This window comes from Amycolatopsis tucumanensis (genome assembly GCF_021654135.1).
GTDB lineage: Bacteria > Actinomycetota > Actinomycetes > Mycobacteriales > Pseudonocardiaceae > Amycolatopsis_E > Amycolatopsis_E tucumanensis.
This window is the reverse complement of sequence record NZ_JAKGSD010000013.1, coordinates 23664-36154: the sequence shown is the minus strand read 5'-3', so window position 1 is coordinate 36154 and position 12491 is coordinate 23664. Positions and strand designations below refer to the sequence as shown.

Here is a 12491-nt window from a genome sequence, read left to right as displayed (position 1 = left end):
CGAGCTCGGCATCTGCTGCTGTGCACGTGGATCAGACGGGGCCGGCGAAGACCGTTGAACCTCCGCGTCGGGTGCGGGAGCTGGGGGAACAGCGCTCGGCCACGACGCGGGTTTTCGCGTTGTCGGACGGGACTTTCGAGGCTGAGGTGTCGCCGGAGCCGGAGTCCTTCAAGGACAGCAGTGGTGTGTGGCGAGACATCGACACCACGGTGCGGGAGCAGGGCCGGGACGGCTACCGGTTCCTCAATGACAGCAACGGTTTCCGGTCCGATTTCGGGGACAAGAGTGACCGGTTGGTTCGGGTCGAGGCCGGTGGCAAGCACGTCGCGCTCGGGCTCGACGCTGCCGCGCGGTCGTTGTCGCCGCGGGTGGAGGGGGACACGGTCACCTACGCGGGCGCGTTCGAGGGTGCGGATGTGGCCTATGAGGTGACTGGTGATTCGCTCAAGGAGCGGATCGTGCTGGCCGGTCCGCCGGCGGATCCGGTGTGGCGGTTCACCGTGCAGGCTGGCGGGGTGCAGGCCCGGGCGTTGCCGGACGGGTCGATCGGGTTCTTCGCCGAGGGCCCGGCGGGGGATGGGCCGCCGTTGTTCGTGATGCCGAAGCCGTTCATGAACGACAGCCGGGTGGACCAGAAGTCGCCGCACGGGACCGCGTTCAGCGATCAGGTGACCCAGACGGTGGAGCACCGCGGCGCGACGACCACGATCACCGTGAAGGCGGACGCAGGCTGGCTGTCGGCGCCGGAGCGGCAGTACCCGGTGGTGATCGACCCGACGATCAAGGTGGAACCGACCCCGACCACCGGGCAGGACACCCAGATCTGGTCGGACACGCCGACCCGGAACGACGGATCGGATTACCGGCTCTCGGTCGGCACGGACGCCTGGGGTGTCGCGCGGAGCCTGGTGCGGTTCGACACCTCGGTGGTTCCCGCCGGCACCAGTCTGACGAGCGCGAAGCTGCGGTTGTATTTCGACAGCGAGATCCCGTCGACGCAGGTGGACAACACCATCGAGGTGCGGCGAGTGACGCAGTCGTGGAGCGAGGACACCGCGACCTGGAACTCGATCAACGCCGCGTTCGCCGAGGCGGGGTTGTCGACCCAGGTCAAGCAGGTGAACAAGGCCAACATCTGGCACGAGTTCGATGTGCGCAACATTGCGCAGTCGTGGGTGTCGGGATCGGCGCAGAACTACGGGTTCATGCTGAAAGCCACCAACGAGGCGTTGAACCGCAGCGGCCCGGTGTACCAGGCCGCCGAGTTCGCCTACAACGGCGAGGTCGAGAACCGGCCGAAGCTGATCCTGAGCTACGGCCGGCCGAGCGTGAACCTGCAGTACCCGACGAAGATCTACTCCACGGGCGCGGAGCTGCGCTGGTCGCCGTACACCGATCCGGACCCGAACAACCCGAACGACGACGTGGTCGAGTACCAGGTGCACCGCACCGTGTACCAAACGTTCACCCCGTCGCGCTGGACCTTGATCGCGCCGCTGTCGCCTGCGACGACCACGTTCACCGACACCACCGCGGAGCCGACGCCGGCGGATTCGCCGGACCCGTTCGGGGCGGCGTACTACTACATGATCGTCGCCAAAACCCGGGACGGGCAGCTGATTCCGGGTCCGACACAGCTCGCGCGGCTGCCGAAGGCAGGGTTGGTGACGCAGGTCTTCCACGGCGGCGCCCTGGATTCCACGATTTCCTCGGCGCAGCCGACGACCAACCTCAACGTCTACACCGGACAGCCGTGGCTGGCAGTGGGCAACAACTCCTCCACCTACGGCAACACCCGCGCCGTGGTCAAGTTCCCCGACCTGTCGGCCATTCCGGCCAACGCCCACGTCATCGACGCGGATTTCATGCTGTGGGGCTTCTACACCAACGGCAGCGGCGCCACGTTCGACGCACACCCGCTGACCAAGTCGTTCGCCGAAACGGAAACCACGTGGAACCGGGCCTCGGCCGCCACCGCCTGGACCGCGCCGGGCGGCGACTACGGCGCGCTGGCCGACCAGGTGGTTGGCATCTCCAATGACCCCAAGTGGCACATCTGGGAGAACCCGGGTGTGGTGCAGGGCTGGGTGAGCAACCCGGCCTCCAACAACGGCTTCCTGGTCAAGGTGCGCGACGAGGCCGGCGCCGCCAAGCAGCGTGCCTTGTTCCTGTCCGACGAGGCTGCCGAGCCGCAGCTGCGCCCGAACCTGGTGGTCACCTACACCGAGCCGACCGCCGAGGCCACCTACTACGCGCCCGACACCCCGTCCCTGCGGATGATCCCGGGCGACGAGTACACCGTCCCGGTCACGCTCACCAACACCACCACGGCCACCTGGTCGGCGGCGAACCAGAAGCTGTCCTACCGGTGGACGCTGCCGGACGGCACCGACGTCACCACCGACGGCAACCGGCTGGAGACAGCCCTGCCCGCCGATGTCCCGCCGAACGGGACCGTCACGGTGCAGGCCAGGGTGAAGACCCCGATCCAGAGCGAGGCGGGCAACAAGCGCGAGCAGTTCGTGCTGAGCTGGGACCTGCGCAACACCACGACCGGCACCTGGCTGTCGGCCACCGGCGGTATTCCGGCGCTGCCGCAGAACGTCACCGTCGAGGACCCCACCAGCGACCAGCTCGGCCTGGAGAAGTTCTACGCCTACGCCGGCAAGTCCACCGGCGCGGGTTCCAACGTGCTGGTCAACCAGTTCGCCGGCAACACGGTGTTCTCCTACGACGCCTTCTCCAACCCGGGCCGCGGGCTGTCCACGTTCGTTCGGATGACCTACAACAGCCAGGACACCTCGGCCACCGCGATGGGGTATGGCTGGTCGCTCAGCGCGTCGGGCCTGGTCCGGCTTGGAGCGTCACTGGAGCTGCACCCGAAGGGCCAGGATTACCCGTCCAGGATCACGTTGCCGGACGGCGACGGCACCTCGCACGTGTTCAACTTGAACAAGAACAACTCGACCGACCCGGCCGCGTGGACCTACGACCAGCCCGCCGGTGTGCACCTGTTCCTGCAGCGGCAGGCGGGGGAGGACACCACCCGCCGCTGGGTCGCCACGCGCCCGGACCGGACCCGGTTCTTCTTCGACGAGGAAGGCTGGATGACCGCCGTCGCCGACCGCAACGGCAACGAGCAGCAGCTGACCTACACCGAACGCAAGTCCAACAACCAGCCCCGCAAGTTCCTCGCCTACGTCACCGACCCGGCGGGCCGGCAGACCCTCACGCTGGACTACTGGGAGCGGGGCGAGACCAGCAACCCGAAGATCATCGACATGGTGCAGTCCATCCGGGACGTCTCCGGGCGGACGCTCACCTTCGGCTACGACGACAAGGGCTTGCTGACCGAGCTCGTCGACGGGGCCGGCACGGCCGAGGCGAAAACCTTCCGCTTCGGCTACGACGCGACACAGGGCAACAAGAACGTCAAGCTCGTCGCGATCACCGACCCGCGTGGCGGCACCACCAACCTCAGCTACTACACCGCGCCGGTCGACCCCAAGGACAAATGGAAACTGCAAACCCTCACCGACCGCCTCGGCCATCCCACCGGCTTCGCCTACGCCGACCCGGACGGCAGCACCGGCTCGGAGATGGAATCGACCATCACCGACGCCGAGAACCACGTGAGCACCTACCGGATGGACGGCTACGGCCGGCCGGTGCGCACCACCAACGCCAAGAACGAAACCACCCTCATGGGCTGGGACGCCGGCAACAACGTGGTCTCACTGACCGAGGCCAACAACGCCGTCTCCACCTGGACCTACGACCCCAAGACCGGATACCCCACCTCGATCAGGGACGCGGAAGCGGTCGCACACAACACCCCGGCGACGGTGCTGGACTACCAGACCGGGCTCGGCGGCTACACCGCCGACCTGATCAGCAAGACCAGCCCCGAAGGACGGCGCTGGAGCTTCGGCTATGACGCCCGGGGCAACCTGACGACGGTCACCGACCCCAAGGGCACCGCCACCGCCGGTGTGCCTGACGACTACCAGTCCGTCTACAGCTACGACCCCCTCGGGCAGCTGCTGACCTCGACCGACGCCAACGGCAACACCACCGCCTACGCCGACTACGACCCCACCGGCTATCCCCGCCGCATCACCGACCCGCTGAACAACAGCACCACCACGGTGTACGACGCGCGCGGCAACGTCACCTCGGTCACCGACGCCCGCGGCAAGACCACCACCGCCGGCTACGACGTGTTCGGCCGGCCGCTCGAGACCCGGGAACCCAAGGACCAGGCCGCGGGCGAGTTCATCACCAACCCCGCTCCGGTCTACGACCGCAACGACAACATCACCCAGGCCACCGCGCCCAACGGTGCGGTGACCACCGCGGTCTACGACCCGGCCGACCAGATCACCTCGGTCACCGATCCCAAGGACACCCCGACCGGTCCCTCGCGCACCTCGAGCTTCGCCTACGACAAGATCGGCAACCTGCTCACCGAGACCCAGCCGCTGGGCACCCTGACCACCGCCGACCCCAACGACTACGTCACCCGCTACGGCTACGACGCCATCTCCCAGCTGACCAGCGTCACCAACGCCGCCGGGGATGTCATCGGCTACAGCTACGACAACGTCGGCAACCTCACCACCGTCGTGGATCCGCGCAAGAGCGCCACCCCGGACACCGCCGACTACACCACGAAGCTGGGCTACGACCTCAACCACCGCCAGACCACCGCGACCGACGCACTCGGCTACGTCACCAGGACCGGCTACGACCGCGACGGCAACGTCACCTCCACCACCGACGCCGAAAACACCGTCACCACCTACGTCTACGACGAACGGTCCAAACCGGTCGAGGTGCGAGTCCCGCACAAGGCCGGCATCGATCGGATCACCAGGATCGAGTACGACGAGGTCGGCAACCAGACCGCGTCATCAGCCCCCGCGGCAGCGAAACGACCACCGACCCGGACGACTTCGCCACCGCGGTCGTCTACGACAAACTCAACCGGCCCATCGAACGCCGCAGCCCGTTCGACCGCGAAGACCCCCGCTACAACACCCCCGACGTCACCACCTACGCCTACGACCAGGTCGGCAACCTCACCGAAACCTCGGCACCCCCGTCCGCCGGGCAGACGGTGCGCAACACCACCCGCTACACCTACTACGACAACGGTTGGGTGCGCACCGCCACCGACCCGTGGGACATCGCCACCAGCTACGACTACAACCCGCTCGGCCAGCAGACCAACCGCACCCTCACCAGCGCGGGCGGATCCGCGAACCGGGTGATGACCTGGGACTACTATCCCGACGGCAAACTCAAGTCCCGCACCGACGACGGCGTGCCCGTCGGCCGCGACGTCGTCCTCGTCGACAACTCCGACACCCAGAACACCGCCACCAGCGGCGCCTGGGCCACGAGCGCGACCGGCACCGGCTATCAGGGCTACGACTACCGCACCGCCCCGGCCGGCACCGGCGCCGGCACGTTCACCTGGAAGCTCACCATCCCTCAGGACGGCACCTACGAGGTGTTCGCCCGCTACCCCAGCTCCGCCGCCACCAACGCGCCCTACACCGTCCGGCACGCCGACGGCGAGACCCCCAAACTGGTCGACCAGACCCAGCACGCGGGGGAGTGGGTCAGCCTCGGCAGCTACCGCTTCACCGCCGGCAACGCCCACAGCGTCGTGCTGGCCGACGCCGCCACCGGCACCGTCACCGCCGACGCCATCAAGCTGGTCCGCAACAACAGCGGCGAGGCCGACACCGAAGCCAAGACCTTCGGCTACACCTACGACGCCAACGGCAACCTCGCCGGGCTCACCGACACCAGCTCCGCCGCCAAGGTCGACACCTACGCCCTGACCTACAACGGCCTCAACCAGCTCGCGAAGGTCGAGGAGAAACTCGGCGGCGCGATCAAGAACACCACCGCCTTCACCTACGACCCCAACGGCAACCCCGCCACCCGCGACCACGACACCCAGGACAGCGTCTTCGGCTACGACCCGCGCGACCTGCTCGCCACGGTCACCAACACCGAAACCGGACAGACCGCCAAGACCACCAGCTACACCTACACCCCCCGCGCGCAGGTGCTGCGGGAAACCAAGGCCAACGGCAACACCGTCGACTACGGCTACCACCTCGACGGCCAGCTCGCCTCCCAGATCGAGAAGAAGCCCAACGGCACCCTGGTCGCCCAGCACCTCCTCGAGTACAGCCCCAACGGCGACCGCACCCGCGACGCCTCCAAGATCCAGAACGCCGACAACGCCGCGGCCTACCTCGACGAGATCCGCGAATACCTCTACGACCCGCAGGACCGCATCGCCACCGTCACCAAGAAGAACGCCGGCACCGGCGCCGTCCTGGAAACCGAAAACTACCTCCACGACGCCAACTCCAACGTCACCTCCCAAACCGTGGAGGGCGCCACCACCACCTTCACCTACGACCGCAACCGCCTCACCTCCGCCGTCTCCAACGGCGTCACCGCGGCCTACAACTACGACCCCTTCGGTCGCCTCAACACCGTCACCGCCGCCGGGCAGATCATCGAGTCCTACACCTACGACGGATTCGACCGCACCGCCCAGCACAAAAAACTCGCCCCCGGCACCACCAACCTGACCACCACCAGCTACGCCTACGATCCGCTCGACCGCACCGTCACCAAAACCGACAACGCCGGCACCCCGCAGGCCAAGACCACCAACTTCGCCTACCTCGGACTGACCGACCAGGTCGTCACCGAGGAAATTGGCGGCCAGATCCAACGGTCCTACGCCTACGACGCCTTCGGCCAGCGGTTGTCGCAGCTCAAACACGACACCGACGGCACCGGCCCCCAGATCGCCGAGGACTCCGTCTACGGCTACAACCCGCACAGCGACGTCGAAACCCTGACCTCCCCCGGCGGGGACACCCGCGCCACCTACGGCTACACCGCCTACGGCAGCAACGACGAGCAGGCCTTCACCGGCATCGACAAACCAGAAACCCAGAACCCGGGCAAGGAGCCCTACAACTTCTACCGCTACAACGGCAAACGCTGGGACAACGCCTCGGGGTCCTACGACATGGGCTTCCGCGACTACAGCCCGGGCTTGAACCGGTTCCTCACCCGCGACTCCTACAACGGCGCCCTGGCCGACCTCAACCTCGGCACCGACCCCTGGACCGCCAACCGCTACAGCTTCACCGGCGGCAACCCCATCACCCGCATCGAACTCGACGGCCACGAGCCCATGGCGCCCTACTGTGCGGGCTCGGACATGGTCGCCTGCCGCAACTACGGCTACACCGGCGAAATCATCGGCGCCAACCCCGACCTCGACCCCGAAGAAGCACACAAGTCCGGGTGGCAATCCGCCGACATCGCCAGGAAGGGGCTTACCGCCCTCAAGAGCAGCAAGACCGGCCCACAACCCACTCTGCGCCAGAATCTCCACGACTTTCTCGACATCCTCGGCCTCATACCCGGCCTCGGCGAACCCGCCGACGGCGTCAACTGCGGCATCTACGCCGCCGAAGGTGACACCACCAACGCCGGCCTCTCCTGCGCCGCGGTCATCCCCGTCGCCGGCTGGTTTACTACGATCTACAAGCACATCCGACACGCCGATGAAGCCATCGACAGTGCCACTGAAACACTCGTCCAGGCCAACAAAGCCGCGGGGGACGCCGCAGCCGACGCAATCGCAAGCCGATACCCGGGAGCGCGGCGAGAGGCACCATTCGAAACGACGAGCGGGTGGCGTAGGGTCGACGTGTTGACACCGACTGGTGTCGCAATCGAGTCGAAGGTCGGCCGAACGTCGCTCACCTCGGATATCCGGCTGCAGATCCAGAAGGACGTGGAACTTCTCCAAAGCAGGCAGGTTAGCTCCCTGGAGTGGCATTTCACCGCCAGTCCGTCAACCGGTCTCAGCGGGCCTACTGATAGCCTCCGAGCGGCACTCCAAGCTGCCGGGATTAAGATCGTCGAATGGTAAACTCTGTGGACTGGGACGCGTATGAGGTGTACATCCCGTTGCACCGTGGCTTACCGGCGGAGCTTACGCGCAAGCAGGCGAAGGAAGCCTTTGATCATCTGATGGAGGCCCTGCCTCACCGCATCGAGATGCTACGTTCGCTGCTCGCGGCCAATGCGGTCGTGTTGGGTTGCGACGATGAGTCGATCCAGCGCCTTGAAGACTGGCTCTATGAGCACGTTGAGGCCGACCCTGGCAACCCTGATCGTCTCCGAGATGTCTGGTACTCCGTCGTCAACGACATTGGCCTGTTCCTCGGTGAAGTGTTCATTCAGCGTCACCCGAACCTCGGGTGGAAACTGTTTACTGGAGGGGGGAAAAGGCATGTTGCGTATCATCGACACGTGATCATGGGGTTCACCAAGGTGTCGAACCCTCGATACAACGTGGATACTGATCGGGTCGTCGCGGGATGTGCCCACCGGGCAATTAGCGGCATGCCAGACGACCGGCGAACCTTTGTGCAGTTGCTGACGGAAAACGGAAAGTTCGCGTAATCACTAGAGAGCACAAAAAGTTCACCCTGGACACGACCGCGCCGTCACCAAGACCGACAGCGCCGGCACCCCGCAGGCCAAGACCACCAACTTCGCCTACCTCGGGCTCGCCGACCAGGTCGTCACTGGCTTCCCGCGGTCATGGCCGGCGTCCCACTTGTCGCGAGACCATGAAGGCCGTGCTCGCACAGACATGACGCACAAACGGACCCAAGGCTCCCAACGCGACCTTCCAGTTCCTCAGGCCGAGCGTGCCGATGAACGCGGGGGTGCCGCTGGGCCCGAACCCGCGCTGCCCCCCGCCTGCACTCCCACAAACCCAACCGTGGGGATTTGGCAGCCTCCATGGTTGAGGCCAAGCGGATGCGGGTGTCGACCCTGGATCGGACTACAGGTAAGTGTTGCCCCAGGAGCTCCGTTTCACCCTGGGGCAAAACTGGGGCAGGGCGTCGCTCGCGACGGCCTCCAACGGCACCAAAGGGCGCGCAACCGCGTCAGGCTGCCCCAGTTGACCAGCGGATTCTCGAAAGCTGCAGGTCAGCGACGGTAGCGCACCACACTGGCAGTGTGGGGAGCGGGAGATCGGGTGTCAGACAGAGCTCGTTGAACGCGCGGAGGGTAGCGGAGCAGGAGCGAGACTGGAGCGCGCTGTATTCCCGCACCGACTCAGAACAGCGTCAACGTGCCGCAACTGCCCCATGTTGTGCAGGGGATTCTCTATTTCCGCAGGTCAGCGGCTTGCTGGTGCCACTCTGGGGGTCAAGGGGTCGCACTCGTGTCAGCCCGGCGGGTGATGGAGCCGGTTATCGCGGCAACCGAACTCGCTTACATTACGCGGCGCCCCGTCGCCATAGCTAGTGGCGTGCCCTGCGACACCATGTCGTCGGTGATGCCGTGCTCTTGTAAAGAGGCGGATTCGTCGTGGAACGAACAGGGCAAGCCATCCCACCTGGAACGCGTCCAACGATGCGCCGTCACGCGCTTTGCGAAGGGCTTGGCGCAAGCCAATTCGATGCCGAGGCCCCACGACGGCGTTGTTCACTACGACCGCAAGGAGCACGTCCTCGACGAACGATAGTATTCCAGTACTTCTGGTATCTCAATTGGTGAGCGAAGGACGTGACAGCGCCGGATCTTGTCAATAGAGTTCATGATCGCGGCAAGGTGCGCTGGACTGCGGTTTTGCGCGTCGGTCAAGCTGGGGGAGGTAGGGGTGCCGGGTGGTCACGCGTTCGGCGACCTGACGAGTTTCGTGGGCAGGGACGAGTTGGTGTCCTCGCTGGTGCAGCGGCTTCGCGACGGGCAGCGGTTGCTCACGCTCACCGGGCCGGGAGGGGTGGGGAAGACACGGCTCGGCACGGTCCTGGCCCGCCGGCTCGATGACGGCGACTTCGACGCGGTGGCGATCGTGCGGCTGGCCGACCTCGAACTGGGCGGCCGGAACGCCGACGACCTCAAGGACGCCATCGTGGGAATGGTCATCGAGGCCCTCGGTGTCATCGACCACCAGGCACGTCGCCAGCCGACCGAGGTCCTGGTCGAACACCTTCGCCATCGCCGCACCCTGGCCGTCCTCGACAACGTCGACCACCTTCTCGATCCGGTGGCCGACGTGGTCACCGAGCTGCTGGACGAAGCGCCCCGGCTGCAGGTGACCGCGACGAGCCGCCAGCACTTGGGCGTCTTCGGAGAGCACGTTCAGCAGGTCCCGCCAGTCGGGGTACCCGACGCGCACGACAATCTCGAGTCCGCGTTGGGTACCGAGGCTGTCATCTTGCTTCAGGACCGCACCCGTGCCGCTGGGCGCACCCTCACACCCGGGGATGACTGGACGAGCATCATCGACCTTGTCCGGTGGTCAGGCGGGCTGCCGCTGGTCCTCGAGTTGATCTCGGCTCAGCTGGGCGGCGGGATGCGCCCGCAGGTCATCCTGGAGCGCCTGGACGGCGGCCGGTTGTTGCGGAACTTCGCACGGCGCATCCCGCCCCACCACCGGTCGCTCACCCAGGCGCTCGACGTCTCGTGGGACCTGTGCGAGCCGGGCCAGCGCCGCCTGTGGGCTCGGCTGTCGGTCTTCTCCGGTGGTTTCGACCTCGATGCCGCCGAGGAAGTTTGTAGCGGCGACGAGCTGATTGCGACCGAGGAGGTCATGGACCTGCTGTCGGCGTTGGTCCGCCACTCGCTGCTCGCGAGCAGCCCGGAAGGACGGTTCCGGCAGCTTCAACCGCTTCGCGAGTACGGACTGCGCCGGCTACGTGAGTACGGCGAGGAGAAGGACGTCCGCTCCCGCCACGCCGCATGGCTGCTCAAACTGACCGAATCCGCGGCGGAGAAATGGCTCGGTCCGGACGAGCCGCGATGGCTCCACCGTGCCCACCACGAGCTCGCGAACGTCCGGTCCGCGGTCAGTTGGTGCCGGACGCCGGAACGCGCTGAGGTCGGTCTGCGGATCGTGACGAACCTGCTGCGAGCCCGCGTGCCGTTCATCTTCGCGTTCCAGTCGACCGCTGCGGGGCTGATGGACGATCTGCTCGCGGTGGCGCCGCCGGGACCGAGCCGCGTGCGGCTGGACGCTCTGGTCATGCTGGGGTGGACGCGCATCGTCCTCGGTGATCTCGAGCGCAACGAGCGGCACCGGGCTGAATGCCACGAGCTGGCGCGGGAGCTTGGCATGGCGGATTCGCCGCAGGTCCTTTTCCTGGAAGGGACCTACTGGCTGTTCAGCCGCGGGGACCGCCGTGGTCTTGACCTGCTGGCCCGGGCGCGTGACGGTTTCCGGCAGGCCGGGGCTGCCGGCGATGCGCACATGGCTCTCTTGATGCTCGCGCTGGGCGCTGGGCTGCTCGGCCCGTCTGACGTCGCGGACGCCGCCACGGAAGAGTGTCTGGCGGAGGCTCGGGCACATGAGGCGGAATGGGCAATTACCTGGGGGATGTGGACGCTCGGGCTGCCCGCGCGCACGGAGCCGCTTGACGTGTTGGCGGAGTGCTTGCCCCGCCAGCTTGAGCTGGGGGACAAGTGGGGATCGACGTGGTGCGTCGAGTTCGCGGCCTGGCAGCGCGCGGCCGCCGGTCAGCCCGGCGAGGCGGAAGCCGCTGCACGGCTCATGGGCGCCTGCCGTGGTCTGCAGGAACGGAACGGTGTTGCGCTCGTCGGCCTCATCCCCTTCGACCGGCAGCGGAAGCAGGCCGCTGATCGCATCATCGCGACGATCGGCCCCCGTGCTTTCCAAGCCGCGTACGACGACGGAGCGAAGCTCAGCACCGATGAGGTCTACGAGCTCGTGCTGGCCCCGCAGGACAGGGTGACTACCGACGGCGAAAAGCTCGCTCTGGCTGATCTCACGCCGGCGCGTCAGAAGGTCGCGCTGCTCGTTGCGCAGGGACTGTCCAACAAGGAGATCGCCGACCGGACGCACACCTCGCACCGGACGGTCGAGACGCACCTCACGTATCTCTACCGAGTGCTGGGTATGAACCGGACCGAACTCGCGGTGTGGGCAGCCGAGCAGATCCGCTGACCCGCAGCGGCATGTTGGATGGGTTCTCGGCCAGGGCGTTCTGAACCTCGGCCGAGAACCCGGTGCAGACCCGCGAGCCTGATCGGCTCTGACCTGTCAAAGGGCAGTGTCGAGCCGTGACCGGTCGTCACGAGCATCGTCCCGGCGCGCTGGGGTGCGGTCAGGTGCGGCTGGCTCGGCGACGAAGGTGCCGAGGCTGCGAATGGTGACGACGAGTCCGCGTTTGCGCAGCAAGTGGGTGGCGTGTCGTGCGGTGCCCAGCGACACGTCATACTCCTGGGCCAGACGGCGCTCGGCGGGCAATGGCTTGCCGACTGCCAGGTCGCCGGTGGCGATGCGCTCGGCAAGGTGGTTCGCCATTTTTTCGTAGATGTAGCCGGGGGCGTCGTCGAGCTGGTAGTTCGTCATCGTCTTTCGTCAGGTAGGCAGGATGGTGTGCGGTACCGGTTGC

General features: G+C 66.6%; 5 protein-coding genes. 4 read left to right on the top strand and 1 reads right to left on the bottom strand.

Translation table 11 applies throughout. The features are described 5' to 3' along the window. Window positions 1-71: 71 nt before the first annotated feature. The 4 genes from L2C96_RS15595 to L2C96_RS15580 all read left to right on the top strand — a co-directional run bounded on the left by L2C96_RS15595 (window position 72) and on the right by L2C96_RS15580 (window position 12040). Window positions 72-5273, top strand: a complete 5202-nt coding sequence (locus L2C96_RS15595; RefSeq protein WP_237336670.1) for a DNRLRE domain-containing protein — start codon at window positions 72-74, stop codon at window positions 5271-5273. Next, window positions 5273-7984: a golvesin C-terminal-like domain-containing protein gene (locus tag L2C96_RS15590; RefSeq protein ID WP_237336778.1), complete on the top strand. Its 2712-nt coding sequence runs from the start codon at window positions 5273-5275 to the stop codon at window positions 7982-7984. Before L2C96_RS15595 ends, L2C96_RS15590 begins: the two co-directional genes overlap by 1 nt. A 5-nt stretch (window positions 7985-7989) precedes the next feature. Next, a complete protein-coding gene (locus L2C96_RS15585) occupies window positions 7990-8520 on the top strand; it encodes a hypothetical protein (protein WP_237336669.1) in 531 nt (176 codons plus the stop codon). 1150 nt (window positions 8521-9670) lie between these two features. Next, entirely contained in the window at window positions 9671-12040 is a 2370-nt protein-coding gene (locus L2C96_RS15580; protein ID WP_237336668.1) for an ATP-binding protein, read from the top strand. A 96-nt stretch (window positions 12041-12136) separates the two neighbouring features. Here L2C96_RS15580 and L2C96_RS15575 read toward each other — a convergent pair whose 3' ends face one another. Continuing rightward, entirely contained in the window at window positions 12137-12448 is a 312-nt protein-coding gene (locus L2C96_RS15575) for a winged helix-turn-helix domain-containing protein (RefSeq protein WP_237336667.1), read from the bottom strand. Window positions 12449-12491 lie beyond the last annotated feature (43 nt).